Source organism: Vibrio nitrifigilis (assembly GCF_015686695.1).
Lineage (GTDB): Bacteria > Pseudomonadota > Gammaproteobacteria > Enterobacterales > Vibrionaceae > Vibrio > Vibrio nitrifigilis.
Genome location: NZ_JADPMR010000001.1, coordinates 1,904,335 through 1,930,960, shown reverse-complemented (window position 1 = coordinate 1,930,960; position 26,626 = coordinate 1,904,335). Strand labels below are relative to the sequence as shown.

General features: G+C 44.3%; 18 protein-coding genes. 10 read left to right on the top strand and 8 right to left on the bottom strand.

Going from position 1 to position 26,626, the window contains the following annotated elements:
- Positions 1 to 114 precede the first annotated feature (114 nt).
- Both I1A42_RS08605 and I1A42_RS08600 read left to right on the top strand, forming a co-directional pair.
- A complete protein-coding gene (locus I1A42_RS08605; protein ID WP_196123229.1) occupies positions 115 to 534 on the top strand; it encodes a GNAT family N-acetyltransferase in 420 nt (139 codons plus the stop codon).
- 129 nt (positions 535 to 663) lie between these two features.
- Positions 664 to 2,580, top strand: a complete 1,917-nt coding sequence (locus tag I1A42_RS08600; RefSeq protein ID WP_196123228.1) for a RecQ family ATP-dependent DNA helicase — start codon at positions 664 to 666, stop codon at positions 2,578 to 2,580.
- 105 nt (positions 2,581 to 2,685) lie between these two features.
- Here the strand turns inward: I1A42_RS08600 and I1A42_RS08595 are convergent, their stop codons facing one another.
- Both I1A42_RS08595 and I1A42_RS08590 read right to left on the bottom strand, forming a co-directional pair.
- The gene (locus I1A42_RS08595) at positions 2,686 to 3,687 is read right to left on the bottom strand and encodes a LysR family transcriptional regulator (RefSeq protein ID WP_196123227.1); all 1,002 of its coding nucleotides are present in this window, start codon (positions 3,685 to 3,687) and stop codon (positions 2,686 to 2,688) included.
- Positions 3,688 to 3,858: 171 nt separating this feature from the next.
- Positions 3,859 to 5,823, bottom strand: coding sequence for a TonB-dependent receptor domain-containing protein (locus tag I1A42_RS08590; RefSeq protein WP_161155726.1), 1,965 nt, complete (start codon positions 5,821 to 5,823; stop codon positions 3,859 to 3,861).
- Positions 5,824 to 6,411: 588 nt separating this feature from the next.
- On the opposite strand from I1A42_RS08590, the gene I1A42_RS08585 reads away from it, so the two are divergent.
- Both I1A42_RS08585 and I1A42_RS08580 read left to right on the top strand, forming a co-directional pair.
- A complete protein-coding gene (locus I1A42_RS08585; protein ID WP_196123226.1) occupies positions 6,412 to 7,101 on the top strand; it encodes an oligogalacturonate-specific porin KdgM family protein in 690 nt (229 codons plus the stop codon).
- A gap of 20 nt (positions 7,102 to 7,121) precedes the next feature.
- A complete protein-coding gene (locus I1A42_RS08580; protein ID WP_196123225.1) occupies positions 7,122 to 8,408 on the top strand; it encodes a histidine-type phosphatase in 1,287 nt (428 codons plus the stop codon).
- A gap of 375 nt (positions 8,409 to 8,783) precedes the next feature.
- Here I1A42_RS08580 and I1A42_RS08575 read toward each other — a convergent pair whose 3' ends face one another.
- Both I1A42_RS08575 and I1A42_RS08570 read right to left on the bottom strand, forming a co-directional pair.
- Complete coding sequence (locus I1A42_RS08575; RefSeq protein WP_196123224.1) at positions 8,784 to 9,740, bottom strand: transposase; 957 nt, start codon at positions 9,738 to 9,740, stop codon at positions 8,784 to 8,786.
- 232 nt (positions 9,741 to 9,972) lie between these two features.
- Complete coding sequence (locus I1A42_RS08570; protein WP_161155734.1) at positions 9,973 to 11,151, bottom strand: pyridoxal phosphate-dependent aminotransferase; 1,179 nt, start codon at positions 11,149 to 11,151, stop codon at positions 9,973 to 9,975.
- Positions 11,152 to 11,427: 276 nt separating this feature from the next.
- Between I1A42_RS08570 and I1A42_RS08565 the strand changes: the two genes are divergently transcribed.
- The 6 genes from I1A42_RS08565 (at position 11,428) to I1A42_RS08540 (ending at position 19,382) form a co-directional block, all read left to right on the top strand.
- Positions 11,428 to 12,453 (top strand): ABC transporter permease, encoded by a 1,026-nt coding sequence (locus I1A42_RS08565; RefSeq protein ID WP_161155736.1) that lies wholly within the window; start codon positions 11,428 to 11,430, stop codon positions 12,451 to 12,453.
- Positions 12,450 to 13,364, top strand: a complete 915-nt coding sequence (locus I1A42_RS08560; protein WP_161155738.1) for an ABC transporter permease — start codon at positions 12,450 to 12,452, stop codon at positions 13,362 to 13,364. Before I1A42_RS08565 ends, I1A42_RS08560 begins: the two co-directional genes overlap by 4 nt.
- A gap of 2 nt (positions 13,365 to 13,366) precedes the next feature.
- Positions 13,367 to 15,049: a nickel ABC transporter ATP-binding protein NikE gene (gene nikE, locus I1A42_RS08555; protein WP_196123223.1), complete on the top strand. Its 1,683-nt coding sequence runs from the start codon at positions 13,367 to 13,369 to the stop codon at positions 15,047 to 15,049.
- A gap of 17 nt (positions 15,050 to 15,066) precedes the next feature.
- Positions 15,067 to 16,632, top strand: coding sequence for a hydantoinase/oxoprolinase N-terminal domain-containing protein (locus I1A42_RS08550; RefSeq protein ID WP_196123222.1), 1,566 nt, complete (start codon positions 15,067 to 15,069; stop codon positions 16,630 to 16,632).
- Position 16,633: 1 nt separating this feature from the next.
- On the top strand, positions 16,634 to 17,713 hold the full coding sequence (locus I1A42_RS08545; protein ID WP_196123221.1) for a DUF917 domain-containing protein: 1,080 nt from the start codon (positions 16,634 to 16,636) through the stop codon (positions 17,711 to 17,713).
- Between the two features lie 85 nt (positions 17,714 to 17,798).
- Complete coding sequence (locus tag I1A42_RS08540) at positions 17,799 to 19,382, top strand: ABC transporter substrate-binding protein (protein WP_196123220.1); 1,584 nt, start codon at positions 17,799 to 17,801, stop codon at positions 19,380 to 19,382.
- A gap of 72 nt (positions 19,383 to 19,454) precedes the next feature.
- Here I1A42_RS08540 and I1A42_RS08535 read toward each other — a convergent pair whose 3' ends face one another.
- The 4 genes from I1A42_RS08535 to macA form a co-directional block, all read right to left on the bottom strand.
- Positions 19,455 to 21,818, bottom strand: coding sequence for a LuxR C-terminal-related transcriptional regulator (locus I1A42_RS08535; protein ID WP_196123219.1), 2,364 nt, complete (start codon positions 21,816 to 21,818; stop codon positions 19,455 to 19,457).
- Positions 21,819 to 22,005: 187 nt separating this feature from the next.
- On the bottom strand, positions 22,006 to 23,427 hold the full coding sequence (locus I1A42_RS08530) for an efflux transporter outer membrane subunit (RefSeq protein WP_196123805.1): 1,422 nt from the start codon (positions 23,425 to 23,427) through the stop codon (positions 22,006 to 22,008).
- Positions 23,428 to 23,437: 10 nt separating this feature from the next.
- Positions 23,438 to 25,396 (bottom strand): MacB family efflux pump subunit, encoded by a 1,959-nt coding sequence (locus I1A42_RS08525; RefSeq protein ID WP_161155751.1) that lies wholly within the window; start codon positions 25,394 to 25,396, stop codon positions 23,438 to 23,440.
- A complete protein-coding gene (gene macA / locus I1A42_RS08520) occupies positions 25,396 to 26,580 on the bottom strand; it encodes a macrolide transporter subunit MacA (RefSeq protein ID WP_161155753.1) in 1,185 nt (394 codons plus the stop codon). The genes I1A42_RS08525 and macA overlap by 1 nt, the downstream gene beginning before the upstream one ends.
- Positions 26,581 to 26,626: the final 46 nt, after the last annotated feature.

Here is a 26,626-nt window from a genome sequence, read left to right as displayed (position 1 = left end):
TCTGTCCTTATAAATGTCATTCAACAATGCCAATTTTTAAGGTGTCTGTCCCTGTAACGGAAGTTATGTGTTAATGTGGGGTTACTTCGTTATAAATCATTGAGGATTAAAAAGTTGCAGGTAAATATTGTGCAATATGATCAGGATGCTGAGCCGTTTATTCGTCACATTCGTGATGAGGTTTTTATTCAAGAGCAGGGAATTGATCCGGATATTGAGTTTGATGGTTTAGACAATCAAGCGGTCCATACGTTAATTATTGTTGATGGCGAGCCTGCGGCTACTGGGCGGATGCTGAGTGATGGTCATATTGGCCGAGTCGCGGTGAAAAAAGCCTATCGAGGATCTGGTATCGGGGCGAAAGTCGTGAGTTCGTTAATCGAGTATGCTGCGAGCCATGATTATCCGCGTGTGTATTTAGGTGCGCAGAAACATGCCATTGATTTTTATACTAAACTTGGTTTTTTACCGTTTGGCGATGAATTTGTTGAAGCGGGAATTGTGCACCTATCTATGGAAAAGTGTCTGGCTTAAAAGGGAAAGTACTCAGATTGTCGGCATTTGTGGTGGTATTGCGATACATTTTCCAGTCTAAGGTCGCCTGCTAACGCTTAGAGTTGTTACAATTGCCAGCAGTGAATTGAAAATAAGTAGGTTAGGACAATGATTGAACAGACACTCAAACAATATTTTGGTTTTGACTCGTTAAGACCGGGGCAAAATGAGGTGATCCAGCATGTTGTTAATGGTCAATCTGCGGCTGCAATTTTTCCTACCGGCTCTGGTAAATCTATGTGTTATCAACTGCCTGCATTGCAGTTACCTCATCTTACTTTAGTGATTTCCCCCCTGTTAGCTTTAATGAAAGATCAGCTGGATTTTCTACACAGTAAAGGAATTGCTGCCGCCAGTATTGATTCAACTCAGGATCGAGCAACGACGCAAGCGGTCATGCAGCAAGTGCGTAATGGTGAATTGAAGATACTGATGATTTCTGTCGAAAGACTGAAAAATGAACGCTTTAGAGAATTCATCTCTCACGTACCTATTTCATTACTTGTGGTGGATGAAGCGCACTGTATTTCTGAGTGGGGACACAATTTTCGCCCGGACTATCTTAAACTTCCTGAGTATCGTCAACTACTGAATATCCCGCAAGTGTTGTTGTTGACTGCGACGGCAACGCCTCAAGTGATTGAGGACATGTGCCATAAATTTGCCATCAGTAAAGATGCCATCACTGTGACTGGCTTTTATCGTAACAATCTTGAATTGGACGTTATTCCTTGCCGTGAACAGGATAAACTCAATCAATTAATTCATCTAATTCAAGACGATACACAAGCTCCGACGATTGTTTATGTCACACTGCAAAAAACCGCTGAACGGGTTGCTCAACAACTAGCCAATACTGGTGTGAAAGCACTGGCTTATCATGCAGGGTTAAAAAGTGACGTGCGTGAAGATATTCAGCGACGCTTTATGATAGGGGAGAGCAACTGTATCGTCGCCACCATTGCTTTCGGCATGGGAATTGATAAGTCTGATATTCGCCGTGTGATTCACTTTGACCTGCCAAAATCGATTGAAAACTACTCGCAAGAAATCGGGCGTGCTGGACGTGATGGTTTACCTTCACGCTGTATCACGTTGGCGAATACTGATCATGTCAATGTGTTAGAAAACTTTGTGTATGGTGATACGCCAGATAAATCGTCCATTGCTACAGTGGTGGATGAAATTTATGCCAGTGGTGCGCAGTGGGAGGTTATGATGAATAGCCTGTCTCGAGAAAGTAATATAAGGCAGTTACCACTCAAGACGTTACTGGTTTATCTTGAGCTTAATCAGGTTATTCGATCTCAATACAGTTATTTTGCTAACTACCGCTTTAAATTTATTGAGACGGCAGAGGCAATCATACATCGTTTCCAAGGTGAAAGACGCAGTTTTGTCGAAGCCATATTTCAGTGTTCTGTTCGCGCAAAAACGTGGTCGACGGTTGATTTCGATGCATTATGGATGGGACATCAAGCGGAGCGCAAACGAGTTGTTGCTGCTATCGATTATTTTCATGAGCAGGGGTGGATTGAACTTGAGAGCAAGCAAGTTACTGATGTTTATCAAGTGCTTAATACACAGATCCCAAAAAGCGAGCTCGTTGAACGTTTATATCACTTATTTACGCAAAAAGAACATAGTGAAATTGAACGTATTCAAGCAATGCTGGGCTATTTTGAATCTGAGCAGTGCTTAAGTTACACCTTAGCAAGCTACTTTTCGGATGATAAAGCGCCACGGCAGTGTGGTCATTGCTCCGTCTGCAGCGGACGAGTGGCTAAATTGGCCCGCGAAACCTTGCCTGATATTGATGTTAACCAAGTACAACAATGGGTTCAGCCATTGTTTGTGGCGGCCAGTGATGAACCATTGTCAGCTAAAGCTGTGAGTCGGTTCTTATGTGGTATTAGTAACCCACTCATTACAAAATTAAAAGCCAGTAAAATGGATGGCTTTGGTCAACTGGAACGATATCCTTTTGCTGAGGTCAATCAAATTGTAGAGCAATTGATGAGCTAACTTTTCCATAATGTACGATTAAGCCGCTAATTCAAGCGGCTTTTTTATACCCAATTAACCGCAAGGCATTGTTTAAAGGCGAATAATGTAAATCTTAGTTAGGCGTTAAGCGTTTGCTATTTTGCTCGAATAGATAAAGTGGTGATCAGATTTGATGTCGTTCCATTGCGGTTCAACGGTCAGTGGCTCGCTTTCAGTTGGCTTTTTAAATAGCGAGCGAAACCAAATACACATGGGATCACTGTGATAACGCTTGTGCCAATATAGATAGACAGACTCACTTGGATAGTTGAGCGTTTCAGGGACATTTCTGGTGATCAGTTTTCTTCCTATGCAAGCTTGCTCTGCCAATCGGTGCGGCACATAGAACAGAATATCGGTTTTTTCTGCGATTCCTGCCGCTGAGACAAAATCGGTTAATTGAATGACCGTCTTAAATTGACGTTGCCCAGTTAATAACCCTAACTCGCTGAATTGGTTTTCAAACGAATACTTACAGGTATTGTTGACAGAAATGTGTCCATATTGGTAATCCAGCAGGTTATTCACTGTCAATTCTTGCTGTGCTAACGGGTGATCTTCACGCATCAATAAGCAGTGATCCCAGTTAAATAAGGGAATGCGATAGAGATCTTGTTCGCCACTTTTAGGTGTTGTGGTCGAGATGGCAAAATGAATATCTCCTGAGAGCAGGGCTGCAAAGTGATCTTTAGCCGTAGAATTAATATCTAGCACCATGTTAGGGGCGAGCTGATTGGCTTTGGCAACCACATCAGGGATAACCAAATTGGATGTAGAAGGCAGCGCATACAAGCGAATTTTGTCGTCACTCTCTGCGGGTATGAACGTATCTGTTTGAAAAAGTGAATTTAAATTGTGTAATACGTGACTGACATTGCTTTGAATGTTTACCGCTTTGGGGGTTAACTCATAGCCATTTGATGTACGTACAAGCAGTTCATCGCCAAAGAGTTCGCGTAGTTTTTGTAATGAGCGACTGACTTTAGGTTGGCTCATATTCAGTGAAAAAGCGGTGTTGGAGACGTGTTTTTCTTCTAATAACTTATTTAGAACTACTAATAAGTTGATATCAATACGATTGATCATTTTTATAATAATATGAATTTATTGAGACGGACGTAGTTTAGCGGGCTGAATTATGCTGTAAAGCATAATGTATATAATAACCATTATCATTTGTAATAAAGTGCTACAAAATAAAAAAGTCAGGCTCACTTTCAGTAAGTTAGCCTGACTTTTATATTAGAAAACGGTGGTTTAGAACGTGTATGCCACAGATACTTTTACATTTCGGCCTGGTTCGTAATCTTTAATTGAACCAGAAGTGTATGAAGCTTGTGAGTAGTACAGTTCGTTGAAGATGTTTTCAACACCTGCAGTGACCGATAGGCGATCATATTGTTCTGGCATCCAAGTAACCGAGATGTCATGAACATCGTAACCTTCTTTGAATGTGTCGTCGTCAGTGTCAGGTTTCAGATCAAGAGACATCATTGTCGTCCAGTTAACCGTTAGATCGTACTCTGGAATCAGGTAGTTCAAACCGAATGAAATGCTGTCGCCCACTTCGTAAAGCAGTGACTCGCCAGTCTCATCATTACGAGAGTTTGAGTGTGAATAGGTTAGACGTGCTGACAGGTTGCCTTTACGTGCTGATAGCTCTGATTCGAAGCCGTGAATGGTGTAGTCGCCATCATTGGTGTATTCACCTTTACCGCTCGCCCAATCTTGAATGTAGTTCTTGATGTGAGTGCGGAACAGGTTAGTCGAGAAGCCGACACGATCCATCCAGAATAGGTCGTTGTCTTGGAACGCAACGCCGACTTCATTGTTAAGACCTGTTTCTGCTTTAACATCTTGGTCAATCGAGGTATTACCTTTCACAAAGCTTTCGCGTAACTCTGGGCCTTTAAATAACTGAGTAGAACTTGCTTTCACTGTCCATTGGTCGTTCAGTAAGTAACGGCTGGCTAAACCGAACGTGAAGTGCTGATAAGTTTTATCTAGGCCTTCTACTGAATCGGTTGAATACATATCAACGTTGTAATAGTTAAAGCGCACACCTGGTTTTAGATAAAAGCCCTCTGCCAGTTGAATATCATCTTCAGCATACATAGCAAACGAGTTTGCACGGTCTTTCTGACCAGTCGATGTCGAACTGTCTTTGTAAGAGGTTTGGTGGTTGCCATCTAACCCATAACGTAAATCGTGGTTCATCTCTGCCAGGGTGAGATTTGATTCCGCCAAAACTTTAAAACCAGTATGTTCAGAAATACCAGATGAGGTAGAAGATGGCGCGTATTCTATTTTGTTGTTGTAGAAAGTTGAACGTAAGTTCAGTGCGTCGCCATGATCAATTTCATACGCTAAAGACATGGTTTCACGAGTGTACTCAATCTCTTGTGTTGCCGTACCACGAGCAACGTTAAAGGAACTGCCGAAGTTTGAGCGTAGGTAATAATCACCTTTATCTTTATATTTGTCGTAGCTGAGTTCTACTCTGTTAGTGTCGTTAATATCCCAACCCAGCTTGATCACACCATCTTTGATCTTACCTTCGTTACCTTCAATGGTATCGCCGTCACCATTATCCGGATTGTTTTTGTCTGTTAGTGTGTAGTATGCCATTGCATCAAATTGATCATTCAACTGTGAATACAAGGTCACAGAAGATGCAAAGTAGTCGTTACTTCCGTAGTTACCGTGCAGACGAGCGCCAAATTTCTCGCCGGGGCGAAGGAGATCTTTCGCGTCTTTAGTTTCAAAAGCAACGCCACCTGAAAGACCATTAGTCAGAACAGAGTTTGTACCGAGTTGAATATCAACTGCTTTTAAAATATCTGCGTTGATTAAAAGGTTACCCGTGTGGTGGAACATGTTGTTCGCTTGAGTCACACCATCAATCGTAATATCTAGGTCTGATTCATCCACGCCACGTACGTTCAATGACTGCACTGTTGAGTGCGAGCCACCGACATCGATACCGGGTTGATCACGTAATAAATCACTTAAGTGGTCGGCTTGTTTTGCTTCAATATCATCGGTTAGCAGTGATGAATCATTACTGATTTTTGTTGCCCAGACTTTAACGACTTCTTGAGTGTTGTCGTTGTCAGACGTTTTTGCATCATCAGCCGCTAGAGCGTTGAAAGAGACAGAGGCAATCAGCGAACCGATCGCTAATGCTAAAGGGGTACGAATAAAAGGGGAATTAAGGTGCATTTATGAATCCATTAAGTAAGAATCGTTCTCAATTTCATTTTCATTAGAAAGAATGACGATTAGAAACTCAATCAAAAGTTCATTCGATTTATGAATACTCCATATTCACGAATCGAATTGAAAAATGCATCTATTCTTAGAGTGGAAATTTAAGTTATAAATCTCAATTAGTTAAGTGTTATTTGTTATTCCCGTATTTCATTTTTAGATTGATAGGCACTGTTCATTGACGAAAAGAGAGCTGGCAAAAACGTGGACGGTTAGCGCTAAAGAGGGAGAAAATTACGGCATTTTATATAGTTGTTTCATCGATACAGAGACGGTATCTGTCACGGTTCTGTCATAAAAAGTTCTGCACATATGTGCAAATCTGTCACTGCTTTGTCATATCACCTACCTAGAATAGCGCCATAAATCAGAGGTTATCTAATTAACTATATGATTTTTAATAATTAAAATTCATGTAATTTGGTGATTCTTATAAGCACCTGATTGCAATTTAAATGTAGGCGTTGGGCGTATGCCCGTTTAACTCTCTTTTTCATCAACTTTGCAATGAAAAGGGTGTGTATTCAAAAAGGAAAAAGAATGAAACCATATAACGTGTTAGCAATTGCGCTATTGGGAATGGCAGCGGCTTCATCAGTACAAGCAGCAAGCTTCTCTTATGGTCATAAATACGAAGATGTATCGAAAGGTCATACCGATGAAGTGAAATTGAGCCAAGATTTTGATTCCGGTATTGGTGCTTCTTTAAAATTGAAGTTTCAACCTGCAGAAGAAGAAAGTGGTGATGCAGGGATTGCATTCCATGATTTACGTTGGGATGAAACGGCAATTGGGTTGAATTATTCTTACGATGTTTCTGATACAGTTTCTATTGAACCAGGTTTTTCTTGGGCACGAAAACAAGACAAATACAAATACAAACCGTATTTGAAACTGAAATACGGATTTGCGCCTAATTGGGAGTTATCATCTCGCTACCGCTATGAAATCACAGACTATGCCTATAAAGAAACGCGCCATAAGAATCGTTTTGATGCGGGCCTTAGTCGTAAGTTCGATGATTTGAAAGTCAGTTACACCTACACCTATTATCGTGGTGATTCTGAGTTGTTTGATAATAAGAAAAATGATTATCAACAAGAAGTCGAATTTCAATATAAAGTGACGAAACGTTTCTCACCATTTGTTTCTTTTACCAATAAATCAGTAAGTGACGACAGCGATCAACGTCAAACTGAATTTGAAGTTGGTATGAAATATAAGATTTAGGCTAGAACAGGACTGAATTGATGAGTATAAAGCAAGCAATGCCTATCGCAGCTGCGCTACTGATGGGCCTAATGGGCAGTATTTCTTCGGCATCTGCAAGTGAATGGACACTGGATAAAGTTGTTTCTTTATCTCGCCATGGCGTGCGGCCACAAACTAATACTGAAAAGCTTGATAAAGCCACTGGTAAATCATGGCCTAAGTTTGAAGTGGCCGATGGCACTCTGACTGGCCATGGATATACAGGTATTTGGCAGCAGGCAAAATATCAGCTTAAGCAGTGGAATGATGAAGGGTTAAATATCACTCATCACTGTTCGTCACAGGAGCAAGTTTTCCTTTGGACCAGCCCATCGCAACGTATTATTGCAACGGGTAAAGCGATGGCGGATGGAATGTTCCCAGGCTGTGGTATCGCGCCGCTTCATGTTAATGCGGAATATGGCCCACTGTTTGAACTGTATCATTTGCATGCGATGCATGCCGATCCTGCGGTCATGAAAAAACAGATCATGGCACGCATTGGTGACCCTAAGCAAGCAGCTGAAAAATATCAAAAAGATGTGGAAGCTCTACGACACACTGTCTGCGCTCAATATAGCTGCGAGTTTTTAGATAAAAAATGGGGCATAAAATTCAAAGATACAGGTAAGCCGTCATTAAAAGGTCCTGGTAAAGTTGGGGCGACAATTGGTGAAACTATTCGTCTGCAATACAGCGACAACTTACCAATTAAAGATGTGGCATTTGGTCATGGAAAAGATGCAGCGTCAGTCAAAGCGTTAATGGGTATTCATGCCGCTCAATACGATTTAGCCCTGACTACGCCTGAATTTGCTGCTCATAGTGGCTCTTTACTGATGAAGCAAATGGTGTCTGCTATTGCTGCTGGCACACCATTGGCAAAACAGTGGCACGGTGATAAACGCTTGGAGCGTCCACTTGTCATGTTAGTCGGACATGACAGTAATATTGCTGAGATCCAAACCATGCTTGGTTTTAGCTGGTCGTTACCGCAATACCCAAGTAATGATATTCCTCCTGGTGGTACATTGAGCATGGCTCGTTTCCACAAGTCTGGCAGTGATAAAGAGTTTGTACGAGTGCGCTTCACCGCTAGAACGTTGGACCAATGGCGCTCATTAGCTCCATTAAATGCCAGTAATCCGCTACCGTACGCTGATTTAAATTTCAAAGGCTGTGAAAGTACCGATGTCGGTGTACTTTGCCCAATCGATGCGGTTGTAAAACGAGCAACGCATTTATTAGTCAAAGATGGCTCAGAGCTACCGGTATTTAAATCTTAGCTCCCAAGCTTGATAAAACATTAAAAAAACCTTTATAAGGACAGGCACTCTTAGCAGTGCCTGTTTTTGTTTGTTTAGCGCGTAATAGTAAGGGTCTTGTTAAATGGACAGACACTTTAATCGGCTAATTTATAAGGACAGGCATAATAAGCGAAATGACGATATCCATTGGGAGTGAGCTAACTGACAAGAGCTGCAGTTATTTATTTTTTAGTGCAAACCACGATGAATATCGACGTTACTAATGTAAAAAGATTTTAATCAATGGGCATTTCTAAACGATTTTCTGCCCAGAGAGTAAAAATGATTGGTCTAATCTGTATAACTGATTACGAAAGAAGAGGGGCTGGTATTGTTTATAAATGAGATAGTGGGTCAAATAACTAGACCGCATATTCTCGATTTACCGAGTTTCGATTTCGCTGCAGTTAGCTGAACTTTTTGACCTATCCATAGCCTTCCACGTTGTTCTATGGCTAGACACTGACTCATAAAAGCGTGTGGTTCTAAACCTAATCTTTGTAAAATACCTGGCTCATATGATGGAATCGAAGCGGAGTTAGGTTTGCGTATGTTTTTGCCAACCCAATCGACCCACTGAAGATAATCGTGCAGATAAAAGGGAAGTCCTTGATGTGAATTGGCGGCTTGATTACCAGTAAATTTAAACAAGCACCGCTCAGGTACTTGCGTCTTTACCGCCAAAGTCCGTAATTTAATGGAGGTGTGGTTGGAATGTTCGGGGGTAGTTGCAATTCCTGCACGCACTGGATTGAGATCAACATAGGTCATTGCGGCGAGTAGTGCCTTTTCATCTAACAAAGCTTGGGATTTGTATCGACCCTCCCAAAAATGTCCGGTGCAATCGTCTTCTTTATTCGCTTTGACTGCAATCGACATGTTGAGTTCTTTCATCATCCAACTAAGAGAAAATAAGCGTTCCCGCCAACAGGCAGTAATTTCATGGCATTTATCTAAACTGGATTTATCTAACTTGTCGTTGTTTAAGTATCTGATAATCAGAGGGTGAAGTTGATGTTCACGACTCCAGCGCATAATGACTTCTCTATTCGATAATGAGAGCGCTTTTTCTCGATTGATATGGACGACGAGATGGTAGTGATTAGACATCACTGCGTAGGAGCAGACATCGATACAGTAAATGACTGCAAGCTGTTGAATTCTTTGCTCTACCCAACGTTGGCGATGTTCATAACTTTTCCCAGTAATTGAGTCTACCCCACAAAGAAACGAGCGACGAACACAGCGTGACACACAGTGATAGTAGGGTGTAATCGATACGTCGACTTGTTGGCTTCTGGCTATTGTCATTACGAACTCTGTGTCGTTGAGGGAGAGATTCATACTGTCTTGCAATAACGACAAAAGGTAGAAATGAGGTAGCTAAATGCGAGCCATTTCAATAATTACAGTGACTGTCCTTATAAAGGAGGAGTGGCGAGCTCAACTTGGCTATTGCGGTGCCTGCCCTTATAAGAGGGAGGGGGCTTAAAGTGCCTGTCCCCGTTAGGGGGTAAAATCCCGCGGGGCGGGATTTTGGGGGTTATTTGGTGAAGTTGATGAGATAGTCTCGGATGCCGGCTAGGCCTTGTTCGAGTTTGTCTGGATGACTGCCATAACAAATACGCAAGTGGCCGGCGCCAGCTGCGCCGAAGGCTTCACCTGGGGCGACGCCGACACGGTGTTTTTCGATCATCTCTAAAATAGCGGGCTGACTGTTGTCTGTTAACCCTTTGACTTTGATAAAGGCGTAAAAGGTTGCTGGCATGTCATACAAAGTCACGCCGTCGATATCACCAAGGTATTGTTGTACAAGGTCGCGACCTTGACGAAAGCGCTCAAGAGTTTGATGAACAAATGCTTCACCTTGAGTGATTGCAGCAAGACCACCGTGTTGCACAAAAGCAGGGGCACATGACACGTTAAATTCAATTAATTTCGTGATGGTGGGTGTGAGTTGCTGTGGCAAGGTTAGCCAGCCTAAACGCCAACCAGTCATGCACCACGCTTTAGAAAAACTGTTGCAAATAAGCAACTTGTCATCTTCTTGCATTTCATTTGCAAACGAAGGTGCACAGTCCTGCTCGTAACTATGACGGTTATACACTTCGTCGGAAATGATCCAAATACCATTGGCACGAGAAAATTCCATGATGGCTTTGATTTCATCTTGCGATGCCGCCCAGCCCGTTGGGTTATTAGGGCTATTAATTACAATCGCACGGGCGTCTTTAGCTTCTGCGAATAGAGCATTCAAATTTAATACAAAGCGATTTTCGGACTGTTCTAGAGCAAAAGGAACCACGTTAGCGCCCAAAAGCTCTGGTGTCGCAAATAACGTAGGAAACACGGGGGTGATAACCACGACTTTGTCACCAGCAGATAAGCAGGTTTGGCACGCGAGCATTACGGCGTCTGTCCCCGATACGGTGACGACAATATTATCGGGGGTAAATGTTTGGTCGTATAAGCGGTTGGAGTAATCACTCAACGCTTGGCGAAGTGGAGGTAAACCATTATTGGGAGTGTAGCGAGTTTCATCGCGTTGCAGGCTCGCGATCGCTGCTTCAGAAATGAATTTCGGCGTTGGAATATCAGATTCGCCAAACCAAAGCGGTACTACGTCAGGCAGTGTCATACCGTAGTTTGCGACGGTACGGATAGATGATTCAGATAGCCCCTGGGCAATTGGACTAATGTCGAGATCAGCAGATGAACTCATGTGAAGAATACCTCCCTTTCTTCTGTATTTTATGCAGTGAGTCTACTATCTCACGGGATATGAGAAAAGTATTTAACTTATAGGGATGGTTTTACCCTATTTACGGGTAGTCAAAGCAAATTAGTTACAAAAGCAAACACTAAAATACTTAAATAATACGCAATTCTGATTAATAAACTATCTCATAAAATCGAAAAACTACCCTTTTATGGGGTTGTGAGTCGAGCGTGGCTATGATGATTTAATAGGCAAGGAATGATTATCAAGGATAGATACATGGACCAAGCCTATTACCTATGGCTGCGCTTTATGCGTTTGTTGCTGGTACTGGTCGGATTATCGATCATTATTTTTGTCGTCGCTCGTCTCGTACCCGGCGATCCAGCGCGTATTGCCCTCGGACCGTTAGCCACACCGCAGCAGGTGCAGGCTCTGCATATCAAAATGGGTCTCGATCAGTCGATAGTTGTACAGTATTTCGATTATGTGACTAACCTATTTCACGGTGATATGGGCCAATCAACGGTAACCGATCGCCCTGTCTTGACTGATATTATTCAAGCGCTTCCAGCAACATTAGAGCTTGTTATCATTTCAGTATTCTTTACTGCTTTTATCGGAATGCCTCTGGGGATTCTAGCGGCTTATAAACCCAATGGTGTATTTGATCAATTCTCACGAATATTCTCACTCGTTGGTGTAGTGACGCCGTCATTTTTAATTGCCTTAGTGCTACAACTGATTGCAAGCTTAGGTTGGATCGATCTTCCGGTCACCGAACGTGTCTCTGCTTCACTTAATTATCACCCAGGTAGTACTGGCCTGATTTTCATTGATAGTGCACTACAAGGTCGTTGGGATGTCTGGCTTAACGCGCTGCAACATATCTTACTGCCTGCCATCGCGCTTTCTGCCGCAGGTATCAGTCAGGTGATGCGGATCACTCGCTCTTCAATGATTGAATTTAGTCATCGTGAGCACGTTGAAACATTGCGGGCTTGCGGTGTTTCAAAACGAAAAGTGAATTTTAAATATCTACTGCGCCTTTCGGCGTCCGCGCCACTTACCATTCTGGGGTTGGAGTTTGCTTCGTTAATCGGTAACGCTTTTGTGGTGGAGATGGTGTTCTCTTGGCCGGGTGTTGCCAGCTATGGCGTGCGTTCTATTTTGCACAAAGATTTTAATGCGGTCATCGGTGTGGTGCTGGTTTCCGGTGTGTTCTTTATCGTGATTAACCTGTTGATCGACTTTGTCATCGGTCTTGTTGACCCGCGTGTGAAATTAAAAGGACTGTCATCATGAGCCAAGTATTACCAACCCAACTACCCAATGGTGAGCAGGAATTTTCACCGGCAAAAGCAGATAAACAGTATTCCAACTTGCAAAAGGCATGGTATCGCTTTTCACGCAATCCAACCGCAGTGATCGGTTTGCTCATCGTGTTAAGCGTGGTGATTCTCGCGGTATTTGCTCCTTGGATTGCGCCTTATCCAGAACATGTAGGCACCTTTGTTAACTTTCGCGCCCGTCATCACGCGCCGAGCCTTGAATATTTAATGGGGACAGACAACGTAGGGCGAGACATTTTATCGCGAGTTATCTTTGGCTATCGAATTTCATTGTCATTGGTTGTGGGTGTGCTAGCACTGTCTGTACCTATCGGAGTTATTTTAGGAATTGTGGCAGCTTACGCGGGTGGTTGGATTGAACAGGTAATCATGCGTTTTAACGACATGTTACTTGCTGTGCCACCTTTGGCGTTGGCACTCGCCATCACCTCCATTCTTGAGCCGAACTTAGTGAATGCCATGATTGCGATTGCCTTTTTATGGTGGAACTGGCACTGCCGGTTAGTGTATCGCTTAGCGAAAAGTATCGTGACCGAAGATTTTGTCGAAGCAGCACGCCTCTCTGGTGCGAGTCATTGGCACATTGTGGTGAAAGAAATACTACCTAACTGTATTGCGGCCATCAGTGTGAAAACGACGTTGGATGCCGGTTTCGTCATCCTGTTTGGCGCGACGTTAAGCTTTTTAGGCTTGGGTGTTCAGCCGCCAACCCCAGATTTAGGCACGATGGTCTCGACCGGGGCGTCTTACATGCCGGAATCTTGGTGGGAAGCCTTAATGCCTGGTCTTGCCATTTTATACGCCATTTTAGGATTTAACCTGCTTGGTGATGGTTTACGCGACTTTTTCGATGTGGAGGTCTAAGCATGACAGCATTAGTTGAGATTAAAGATTTTAGCCTCGCATTTAAGATGTATGGTGGTCAACGTCAGGTGCTGCACCATATCAATCTGCACATTCAACCGGGTGAACGGGTCGCACTGATTGGTGAATCGGGTTCTGGCAAAAGTGTCACCAGTAAAATGCTGATTGGCACCTTGAATATGGATCAGGTGGAAATCTTAAGCGGGGATATCTTCATTGAAGGTAAGCCGATTTCCCAAATGAGTACTCCAGAGCGAGAAGGGTTGAAAGGGCATGTGATGTCTATGATTCAGCAAGACCCGCAAACATCGTTCAATCCAGTGTTTCGTATTCGTGACCATCTAATAGATATCATGAAGTTTGTGGAGCAAACATCAGGTCAAAAACGCACGAAAGCTGCGCGTAAACATCATATTCTTGAAGTACTTAGTAAAGTTAAATTACCAGATCCTGAGCGGGTTTATAACGCGTATCCTTGGCAACTCTCTGGTGGAATGCGCCAACGCGTATTGATTGCGATGGCTCTTTTACATCCCACTAAGTTGCTGATCGCTGATGAGCCCGGTACCGCGTTAGACGTCACCACGCAAGATGAAATCATTCAACTGATTAACCAATTGGTGAAAGATGAGCAGTTAGCGCTGTTAATGATTACGCATAACTTAGGCGTTGTGCGGCAAACGGCAGATCGTGTGTATGTAATGCAACACGGACGCATGGTAGAAACTGGCTCATTAGCGGCAATTTTTGATAACGCGCAGCATTCATACACTCAGCGTTTATTCGATTCTGTTCCCAAGCTTTATGACGACACTTCAGAGCAAAAACCGGCTCAGGGCAGCGACAAAGTCATGGTCAAGGCGGTGTCGGTAAGCAAAACATTTGTCACCAAACGTGATTGGCGTAAACGACCCGTGCAAAGTGTTGAAGCGGTGAAACCGTTATCGCTGAGTATCTATCAAGGCGATACCTACGGCTTAGCCGGTGAATCAGGTTCAGGCAAAACAACGTTAGCTCGAATGATTATGGGCCTTATCGACACCACATCAGGCAATATTTTGCTTGAAAGTACACCACTTAAGACTTGGCGCAGTAAAGTGGCAAACCGCCATTCGATTCAAATGGTACACCAGAATCCGTCCAGCTCGTTAAACCCGAGACGTACTGTGGCGCAAACCTTGACGGTGCCGCTGAAGTTTATCGGCCACACGGGAGATGTAGAGGCTGAAGTAAAACGGTTATTGGCGCTGGTGGAATTACCCGAAGAGTACGCGCAGATGTATCCGTCCAGTTTGTCGGGCGGTCAGCAACAACGGGTCGCGATAGCGCGTGCATTAGCGGCAAATCCAAAAATTTTAGTGCTCGATGAACCGACGTCCGCGCTGGATGTGTCGGTGCAGAAAAGTGTTATTGAGTTGCTGGAAAAACTGCAGCGGGAATTGAGCCTAACGTATCTGTTTATTTCTCATGATTTGAGCTTAATGCGTCATTTTTGTAATCGCGTTGCCGTGATGTATCGCGGTGAGCTACTAGAAGAGGGCACGACAGAGCAAGTCTTTCGTCACCCTAAAACTGATTATACCCGCACATTGATTCGCGCCATTCCGGTGATCAGTGATGAGGAAGAACAACATAAACCCCATTTAAGCGACGGTGAGGCAGCGGTAATGCTGCAATCAGCGTAATGGACAAGGAGTAGAATATGAGTGCCAATTATCGAATCGGTATCGACGTCGGTGGGACGAACACTGACGCGGTCATTATGCTCGATGATACCGTGCTAGCTGCCACCAAACAGCCAACATCAGAAGATGTGACCACTGGCGTGCAACAGGCGCTGCAAGCGGTATTAAATGAGTCTGGGATCTCGCATAGCGATGTTCGAGCAGTAATGATCGGTACGACCCACTTTACCAATGCGGTCGTCGAACGTAAGCATTTAACGAAAACAGCAGTGATTCGCGTCTGTCTACCAGCAACATTGAGTGTGCCTCCTTTTATTGATTGGCCTTCTGACATTCTTGAGCTTGTTGATGGTGGCCGCTATTTGGTCAAAGGCGGTTATGAGTTTGATGGTCGATTAATTAATCCATTAGACGAACCAGAAATTATTCGTATCGCCCAAGAGCTAAAACACAAGCAAATCACTTCTGTGGCTGTGAACTGTGTGTTCAGTCCGGTCAATGATGATACAGAAAAACGCGTACGAGAATTGCTTGCCGCAGAGCATCCTGAATGTGACGTTGTGTTATCCAGTGAAGTTGGGCGTGTTGGTCTGCTTGAACGTGAAAGTGCAGCAGTCTTGAACGCCAGCTTACGCACGTTAAGTCGTAAAACGGTGCAGGCATTTGGTAACGCGTTAGAAACGCGTGGCCTCACTTGTCCATTTTTCATTACGCAAAACGATGGCACCTTGATGAGTGCAGAGTTCGTTGAACGTTTCCCGGTCTTAACCTTTGCCAGCGGCCCAACCAACTCAATGCGTGGCGCAGTGTTCTTGTCAGGTGAACAGGATGCGATCGTGGTCGATATCGGTGGTACGACGACTGATGTTGGTTTAGTCCAGCAAGGATTCCCCCGTCAGGCAGCAATGTCAGTCGATGTGGGTGGTATTCGCACTAACTTCCGCATGCCAGATATGGTCAGTGTTGGTCTTGGGGGCGGTACGATAATCGCCAGCAATGACGAAGGCATTGAACCGAGCATCAAAATTGGTCCAGAAAGCGTAGGGTATCGCATTACTGAAAAAGCCTTGGTGTTTGGTGGCGATACTTTAACAGCGACGGATATCGCTGTGGCAAGTGGCCGTGCGCAAGTCGGAGAGGTAAGCCATGTGCAAGATGTTGATAAAGCGCTCCTTAATAAAGCGTTAAGCGGTATCGATCAACTGATCACGGATACGGTTGAGAAAAACCGCCTGTCTGCCGCACAAATTCCTGTCATTGTGGTGGGTGGTGGCTCGATCCTCGCGCCTGAGAAGATTGGCGACCTTACGACGATTCGACCAAATCATTTCTCTGTGGCGAACGCAGTCGGTGCCGCGATTGCTCAAGTGAGTGGCGAAGTCGATCGAATCTTTAGTCTGGCTGAAATGACGCGCGAAGATGCACTCGCACAAGCTCGTGCAGCAGCAACAGAAAAAGCAGTAGCAGCAGGCGCAAAAGCAGAAACAATTAGCCTTGTTGATCAAGAAGATATCCCTCTAGCGTACTTGCCAGGGAATGCGACGCGTATTCGTGTCAAAGTCGTCGGTGATTTGGAGTTTTAAGATGCGAGAATTAACAGAAAAAGACATTGAAGCGATGGAAATCGGTGCGGGTATCTTGGGTACTGGCGGCGGCGGTAATCCTTATTACGGCAAACTTCACGCTTTAAACGAAATGCGCCAAGGTGCCAAAGTGCGCTTGATCAGCTTAGATGAGCTCGACGATGACGCAGTTGTTATTTCCGTGGGTAATATTGGTGCGCCGGCTGTATCGATGGAAAAAATCTGTGAAGGTAACGAGATTGTTCGTGCGATTCGAGCCATCGAAGAGAATACCGGCAAAAAAGTCGATGCGATTATTCCGGTGGAAATTGGCGGAGCAAATGGTTTAAGACCGGCTGCCATTGCCGCGATTACAGGTCTACCTATGGTCGATGGTGATGGGATGGGCCGCGCTTTCCCAGAAATGCAGATGACCACGTTCAGTATCTACGGGCATTGTAGTATGCCAGCGGCGATGTCTGACTCGCATGGCAATACGGTTATTTTCAAAGATCTAATCGATGAAGTGTGGCTTGAACGCTTAGCTCGTGCTTGTGTTGTTCAGATGGGAGGCGGTGCAGGTATGGTGGAAGCGCCGATGAATGGCGCTTATGTAAAACGTTATGCCGTTCCGGGGACAGTCACCCAAGCGACCAACTTAGGTCTGGCTGTGATGGATGCGAACAAACAGAAGTTAGATCCTATTGAGCAGATTTGTCGTCAAGAAAATGGTCAAGTGCTCTTTACCGGCAAGATCACCGATCTTGAGCGCAAGATGGCCGCCGGTTTTACCCGCGGTATCGCTTCATTAGAGGGTTTTGGTGATTTTGCTGAGCAACAGGGGTCTGTTGATATTCAGAATGAAAACCTGGTGTTTCGTATTGGCGAAGAGGTGAAATGTTCGGTGCCCGATCTCATCATTATTTTGGATGTGGAAACAGGTCACGCGATCACAACCGAAGTACTGCGTTATGGACAGAAAGTGGCAGTGTTGGGCATTCCTTGTCACCCATTACTGCGTTCTACCCGAGCGTTGGAAGTGGTAGGTCCGAAAGCCTTTGGTTATCCAGATATAGAATACAAGCCATTTGAAATTTATTAATTGATGTCGTTATACGGCATGACAATTTATCTGGTCACAGCCCATGAAGAGGTGCTGTGGCCAATGTTAACAAAGGGAGTTTGTTATGAAAAAAGCGTTAATGGTAACGGCATTAGCTGCCATTGTTGCTCAGAGTGCGTACGCGGACACAACGAAAACAAAGTATGATGATCTGACGGCGACAATGAACGTCATTCAAGTAATCGGTACGATCGATCCGGCTAAAATTACGGATTACACCGAATACATGATGGCGGTGAACCTCTATGATGGCCTCACTACCGCCGATAAAACCGGCAAAATTATTCCATTACTGGCTAAAAGCTGGGATATCAGCAAAGACGGTAAAACTTTTACATTCCATCTCGTTCCGGATGCTAAGTTTCAAAATGGTGACGCTGTCACGTCTGATGATGTGGTTTACTCCGTGCAACGTATGCTAACACTGAATCAAGGCCCTTCGGGCTTCTTTTCTGGTATTCTAGAACCGAAAGGGGTGAGTGCGGTAGACAAGCACACGGTGCAATTCAAACTTAAAGAAGCGTCTTCGGCATTTTTGGGCATGAGCCCATTATTGTTTGTTGTTGATAAGAGTGTTGCGGATCAGCATAAAGGTAAAAATGGTTGGGCAGAAAAATACCTCGCGGCTCACGCAGAAGGTACCGGTCCATATAGCTTAGATGAGTGGCAACGCGGTAGCCGTATTGTCTTTAAACGTAACCATAATTATTTCTATGGCTTCCCTGAGCACCCACTGGAAAAAGTGCGTGTGTTGGTGACGTCGGACGAATCCACCATTAAAGCGCTGGCTAACAAAGGTGAGCTTGACTTAAGTAGCGATTACCAAGCGGAAGAAACGCTCAAAGCGATTGGTAAACTACCCAACTACCATATCCAAGATTTAGGCAGTGCGACGGGCTATTACATTAAGTTTAATAACCAACGTGCGCCAACCGATGATGTACATATTCGTAAAGCAATAGCGCTAGCGATTGATTATGATCTAGTCAATAAAGAGCTTTACCCAGGCAACACAATGAGTGGCCCATTATCGTCACTTTTCAAAGGTGCTTATTTAGATTCATTGCAAACCCCTACCTATGATCTGAAAAAAGCGGCCGCGGAAGTGAAACTCTCTAAATATGCGGGGCAAAAAATTCCGATTACGTTAGGTTACGTGGCGGGCTCTGCATACGAAGAAGAAATTTCGTTGATGATGCAAGCGAATTTGGAATCCATTGGCTTTAAAGTGAAGCTTGAAGGCGACCCGTGGAGCCGCATCACTCAGATTGCCTCGAAACCAGAAACGACACCAAATGTGAACCAAATTTTCTTTGGTCCCACTTATGCGTCACCGCAGTCGGTATTCTATAACCAATATTCATCTAAATCTGCGGGCTCTTGGGCATCCATGTCATGGCTCAACGACAAAAAGGTCGATCAATGGATTGATGATGCGGGTCGTGAGCTGAACACTGAAAAACGTAACGCGATTTATCACAAACTGCAAAAGTACATTGTGGATAATCAAGTTGATGCGTTTTTACAAACGACTCGTTATCGCATGGCGGTAAATAACTGTTTAAGTGATATGCAGTTTGTTCCAATTCAGAGTTTCTATTACGACTTTTCTAAATACAACTGGAAGTGCGTACCAACCCGTAAATAGTGCCGGTGTCCCACCCCCTTATCTCTTTATGGCGTGAGGTAAGGGGTTGAAGTCGTTACGCCATTATTCCTGTTATTTGATCCACTTTTTGATCCTCGCCAGCCCGAGTAGGGCTTGGCGATTTTTTACTTCATACGTTTTGAATAAATTTTTCAGATGGAATTTCACCGTACTTTCACTGATCCCACAATATTGGGCAATCTGTTTATTCGATAACCCTTCTGCTAAGCGTTGTACAATCTGTAATTGCTTGTTGGTTAACTCGTCGCTTTGCTGGTGTTGGGTGATTTGTTGTTCGAGTTGTTGCCAATGTTTTACGGCATGTTCAAATGGCGTGTTGGTATAACGATACTTTTCTTTTTTCCATACCCACTGAATGGCGCTATTTAACCAATGTTGTTCAAGCATCATTGGGCTCCAAAGTTGCAACTGATGGCAACGCTGCATTAAGTGAATGAGTGACCGTGTCATCTGAGCATATTCACGTTTGTGCCATTGCAGTTTCAACTGTTGCACTTGGTGCTGTATTTCGTGATAAGGGTAGGAGTGAGAGTGTTTAATTCGAATCTCTTGACCGCTTTTATGCTGGTGGATGCACACTAATCCCACGTTATTGCGAACCGTTAACCACTGAAACATGGCTTGATAATTACCGGGAACGGTATCGTTGGTGTTGATAATATCTTGCAGATGTTCTTGGGCATCAATCCAGCGTTCTTGTTGTTGTAAAATCAAAACGGTAAGCAGGTTATAAAATACGGCTGCTTGTTCATCGGCAAAACTTGTGAAGTATTCATAACGCAACTCATCGAGCAGCGTATAGGCTCGATCAATATCGTCACGCAATAAGAAGGTCATAATTCCATAGGTATGAATTTGCGATAAAAATTCCGGCCAAATCTCTGAATTAGCACGTAGAACCTCTACGCGATTCCAATACGTTTGTGCCGTGACGACATCGCCTTGGTACATCGCAATCATACCTTGAGCTAGGGTGACAAAGTTTAATTCGTAGGTAAGGTGTGAGCGAAAACTGGTCCGTTTTAGTGCAATATCTGCTTGTTGAATATGATGTAGAGATTTGACTGGATAACCCATCCGCAAATTGAGACGAGTCAGGTTAAAATGGCAATAAAAAATGAGATAAGGCACTTCATAGCGCGTTGCTAGTGTCAGTTCTTTATCTTGCAATATTGCCGCTTGGAACCATTCACCTAAGTTATTGTGATAGATAGATAAGGTGCCGTAATAATTCATTAATGCCCCGGGGTTATCACTTAACAGGCTCTCTAATCGGCTAAATTGTTTAAGCTGGCTGTCTTCAGTTTGGGAGCGAAAATAGGCGAAATATTTACTTTTGATCAGAGTGAAAATGCCACGCTCTTCTGCGGATTCAAAACTGTTTTTATGTTGCTGGGGCAGATTTTCAATGAAACTTCGAGCGGCCAAAAAGCGCTGGCGCTTAAACAGCAAAATCACATTTGCCCATGCTAAGTGGAGATCTTGACTCAGCATGATGGTGGGAAAGTGGCTAAGAATGTTTTCTAGTTCATCAAAGCCATGATGGTATCCATAAACACCGCCGCCGTTTTGTTTAAACCAGCGCAACGCTAAATCTACATTACTGGACTCAAGAGCGATATTGATAGCACGCATACGTTGGCCCATCTTATGATGGTGGCGAGAAACAATGCGCATCGAGTCTTGATATAGACGCGGCTCTTGCTGCGCAATACTCTGTAATATTGGTCGTAAAAACGGCACACCTAGACGATACTCACCGTGTGCATTGAGTTCGATTAGTGGCTCTATCGCGCTGATGAGCTCGAGTTCATTGGTAATGGCTTCTTGTGTTATGACGTTTTCATACGCGAGCGCGACTAATAAACGTTGGGTATGAAAAGGCAATAACGGTAACACACGGTTATGCAAATAATCGGTCCAAGACAGTGTGAAGCGTTCATCTTGAATGCGATCCCAGTTAGCAACTAATACAGGCCAACCTGCTGTTTGACGCCAGATCGTTTCTGCATCGGATTGTGGGTAAAACGTTGCGATTTCATGTTCACTCATCATCAGTTCTGATTGTTCTATCAGAGTCAGCTTTTGATAGAGTAATCCGTCTGATATCCACGCATTATTGCCGATCCAAGCACCACTCATAAATAGGGTTTGCTGGCGCTGTTCTAATTGCGGGGCTATCGCCATGACCTGCTGTAAATGTTGGGATAAACCAGAACCTGCTGGGTCCCAAAACAGTACTTCTCCAATCGGATGGTCAACGGGATCGGGCAAGTGATGGGAAACCGTACAACTACGCTGCTCGGCTAGCTGTTTTAACAGCGTGGATTTGCCACAACCGGGCAGGGCATTGAGTAAAACCACAGGTGTAGTAAAGGTGCTGAGCTTATGCAGCAAAGGGATTCTTAAAAACATGGTGTAATAAACTAACTTTCATCCGTGAAGGCGTTAATTTAGCATGAATGTTGAGTGAGGAGCGATCGAAAAAGGCCACCTCAGTGACCTTACATATCCGAGTGACCTTATATACCCAAGTAACCTCAAGATACTGTTTCAAAACTTCATCTTGAGGTCATTGGGGTATAAGACAATGGGTGATTATTTATTCATCAGTCTTGGGTTTGAGCGTTGCGGTGTTTTTAAGTAACGTTTTATCACTTTTCACTACATCTGGGCCGCCTAAGCTTTGATAAATAGTGGTTAAGTTAACCAATTGGTTGTAGCGGTTTTCCAGTAGAGACGCTTTGGCACTACGTGTGTTTTCTTGTGCGTCGAGCAAATCGGTAATGCCGATAGCCCCATGTTGGTATTGGCTACGATAAATACGTTCGGCTTCGGCTGATGCGTTGTACTGCTCTTGCAGTTTGCCTTGTTGGACTTGATAGTTGATACGCGCCGACAGAGCGTTATCGACATCTTCAAATGCTTCATAAAGCGTTTTTCGATACGTGACAATTGCAGACTGGTATTTCACTTTGGCAATGTCTTTATTAATTTGCATTTCATTCCAGTTAAGGAAGGGCAAGGTTAAATCTGCACCTAGGCTACCAATTGGGTCGCTTAATAAATGACGCAATTGTGTTGATGAACCCCCTAAAGCGCCAGTCAGTGTGAGATCGGGAAAGTAGGAAGCGTTAGTCGAATCTTGTGTTGCTAACGCTGATTTTAAGCTATACAAAGCCGATTTTACATCTGGACGACGAGTCAGTAACTCCGCGGGAATTCCCGGCTCAATATCTGGTAAGCTGCCATCAGGTAAGGCTTGAATATCTAACCCCATTTTTTGTGGAGGCTGATTAAACAAAATGGCCAAGGCGTTATGTGCTTCGGTTAATTGCTGCACATAATCACTGTGGGTGGCTTCTAACGCTGACAACGCACGTTGAGCTTCGAGAATATTTAACCGCGATACCGAGCCGTTTTTATATTGGCTTTTTGTTAAAGCCAATGTCTCTTTAGCATCTTTGATATCGCTCGCGCTCAGTTGCAAGCGCTCGGTGAGATAACCCACCTGCCAATAGAGCTGAGCGGTGGTGGCAACCAGACTTTGTGCGGTTGATTCTAAATCCTCACGACTTGCCATCGCCGACCATTCACTGGCATCAGCAGCTCGTGAAAGCTTACCCCATAAATCGAGTTCATAACTGACACTGAGATCGGTCGAATAGCTTTTGGACGATTGACCGCTATCAAGATATTTATCTTTTCCTACCGACGTGGTCGATGATAAATCAGGGTAAAGATCGCTTTCGTCTAACCGAGCTTCTAAGCGAGCTTGACGCAGCGTTAAAGCGGCAATCGCAAGATCATTATTGGTATTCAACACTTGTTCAATCAACTGGTTAAGTTGAGGATCATTGAACTGTTTCCACCATTGATCGGTAATGGCTTTTTGTGAAGATTCTTTGGTGTGTTGCCATTGATTCGGAACCTGACTGTCTGGAACCGAAAATTGGGTGTGGTTGGCACACCCAGAGACCAACGCGATGGTTAAGGCGAGGGTCGTGATTTTCATTGTATTCATTGTCATCATTTTACTCCCGAGCCAATGCATCGATAGGGTTAAGTTGCGCTGCGTTACGTGCTGGTAAATAACCGAACAGCACACCAATTAAGGTTGAGCAGACAAATGCCGATACGATTGACGTAGTCGAGTAAACCATTGAAAAGCTACTCCCGCTGGCAGAGATAATTACACCTACTAAATAAGCGAGCGCGATACCTAACGCACCGCCACAGAGACACACCAGAACGGCTTCAATTAAAAATTGACGCAGAATATCTGCTTGGCGCGCGCCCACCGCCATGCGTACCCCAATTTCTCGAGTTCTTTCTGTGACAGAAACCAACATGATATTCATAACACCAATCCCACCGACAACCAATGAAATCACCGCAATGGCTGAGATCAGTAGCGTCATTGTTTGCGTGGTCTTAGTAATGTTTTGTTGAATGGTATCGGTGTTAATAGTAAAGAAATCTTGCGTACCATGACGCATTTTAAGCAGCGAGATAATGGCTTGTTCACCCGCAGCGCTTGGTGTGTTTTCGTCAATACGCACTGAAATACGATTTAAGTAGTGTTGGCCTAACATACGCGAACTCACCGTCGTATAGGGCAACCAAATATTCAGTGAATCGCTATTACCAAAAGCACTCTCTTTCGGTTTCGTCACACCAATAATGCGCACGGGCAAATTACCGGCAAAAATAACCTGACCGATCGGATTACTATGTGGGAACAACTCTTTCAATGTGTTGTTGTCAATGACTGCTTCTTGAGCCAGTGCGGTGACACTATCATCGTCCCAGTATTGACCGTAGGCGAGCTCATAACCTCGCACACGAAAGTATTCTGGCCCCACGCCTTGTACCGTGGCAGTAATGGCTTTGTTCGAGTGGCGAATGGTCACTGAGGTGCTCATGTATGGCGTGACACTGTCGACAAACTTGAGGTTTTTCAGTGCAGCCGCATCTTTATCGGTTAAAGTTCGCACTCGCCCAGAACGCCTGTCACCAAAGCCTGTACCGGGGTTCACATCAATAGTGTTGGTCCCCATGGACTTGATATTCGCCAAAATGGCTTGTTGTGAACCGTTACCTAATGCCACCACTGAGACCACAGAGGCAATACCGATAATAATGCCTAACATGGTAAGGAAGGTACGCAAACGGTGATTAGACATGGCAAGGAGCGCCATTTTCAGTGCTTCCCAGAAACCATCAAAGAGACGTTTGCTTGAGTTCAGCGTGTTTGTCTGTGTATGACCCGGCCCAGTATCCGCGTCTAAATCGACCTCGGTTTTTTGAGTGACGGTGTCACTTAATATTTCGCCATCTTTGATTTCAATAATACGATCGGCGTACTGCGCTACCTTCTTATCATGGGTAACGATGATAATGGTGTGGCCAATTTGATGGAGCTCTTGCAGCAGTTCCATCATCTCTTCACCGCTCTTGCTGTCTAATGCCCCTGTAGGTTCATCGGCAAGAATAACATCACCACCATTAATTAACGCACGGGCGACAGAAACACGTTGCTGCTGACCACCACTCAACTGGTTTGGCTTATGATCCATGCGATCATCAAGGCCAAGGCGTGTGAGAAGAGAGGAGGCGCGTTCAGCGCGAGATTTCTTGTCATAGCCAGCGTAGATCGCAGGGACTTCAACGTTACCAATCGCAGTTAAGTCACCTAGCAGGTGATAGCGTTGGAAAATAAAACCGAAATATTCGCGGCGCAGACGAGCAAGTTGATCGGAATCCATCTTCGACGTGTCTTGACCATTGATGAAATATTCACCTTTTGAAGGTTGATCAAGACAGCCTAAAATGTTCATCAAGGTTGATTTGCCAGAACCTGATGTACCGACAATCGCAACCATTTCGCCACGCTCGATACTCAAACTAACGTCTTTTAAGACGGTGAGTTCTTCTTCACCAGCGGCAAACGATCGATATACGTGATTAATTTCAAGTAAAGCTTCAGACATTAAAACATCCTTGGGCCGCGCATTTTCGAAGTAAAGGTATCACCGGATGGGGTGCCCAAAATGACTTTGTCGCCTTCTTTAAGACCTGAAGTGATTTCAGCGTTAACTTTATTGTTAATGCCAACGGTTACGTTGCGATATACCGCTTTGCCATTTTCTAAAACAGGAACTTGATATTGGTTTTTACCATCTTTACCTGCTTTTTTCACGAGTGCTTGCGCTGGAATTAATAGGGCATTGTCGGCATGTTTGAGAATAATCGAGACTTGGGCTGTCATGCCGATACGTAGTACGCGGTCTGGGTTATCAACATCAAATAAACCGTAGTAATAGATAGCTTCGTCGTCGTCGACAGAGAGATCGCTATCATCACCATCCATTAGCGTTGGGCCAGGTTCAATGGCTTTCAGCGTTGCATGGTAGCGTTTATTCGGTTTACCCAAGATGGTGAAATACACGTCCATCCCTGGTTTAACATTGACGACATCAGCTTCAGAAATCTGAGCTTTGACAGTCATCTTGTTAAGTTGAGCCAGTTCAATAATGGTTGGGGTTTCTTGGTTGGAGTTAACGGTTTGACCTTCTGAAACGGCTGTATATACCACCGTGCCATCCATCGGTGCGGTAATGGTTGTATAACCTAAATCCACTTTAGCGGAATCTACACTGACTTTTGCTTGCGAAATTTCTGCATCGAGCTCATCAGCTTCGGCTTTGTATACTGACAAATCAGCTTCTGCGGATTCGTAATCAGAACGTGAACTCGCATTATCATTGAGCATTGCTTTTTGACGATTATACTCTGCTTGAGCTTGACGAATCTGAGCTTGTTTGGCTCTTAGCTGTGCTTTCAAGCTAGCGAGAGACGCTTCTGCCTCTTTCAAACTGTTTTGTTGTGTCAGGCTATCAATTTGTGCAACGAGCGACCCTTTTTTTATTTCATCGCCAAGGCTAACGGGAAGGTTTTGAATCTGGCCAGAAACCTGAGCCCCCACTTCAACCAATTTGGACGCTTGAAGCATGCCGGTCGCAATAACGCTATCTTCGATATCGCCACGCTGGACTGCTTCTGTCGCAAATTGTGGCGCTTCAGGTTTTGGGTAAAAGTAATAGGCTGCGCCACCGGCAACGGCCAGTAGGGCAACTATCGAGACAAGAGTCTTGGGTTTTAAAATTTTAGGCATAAGGGAATGTCAACTAATTCAAGTGAATGCATTTACAACACATTAG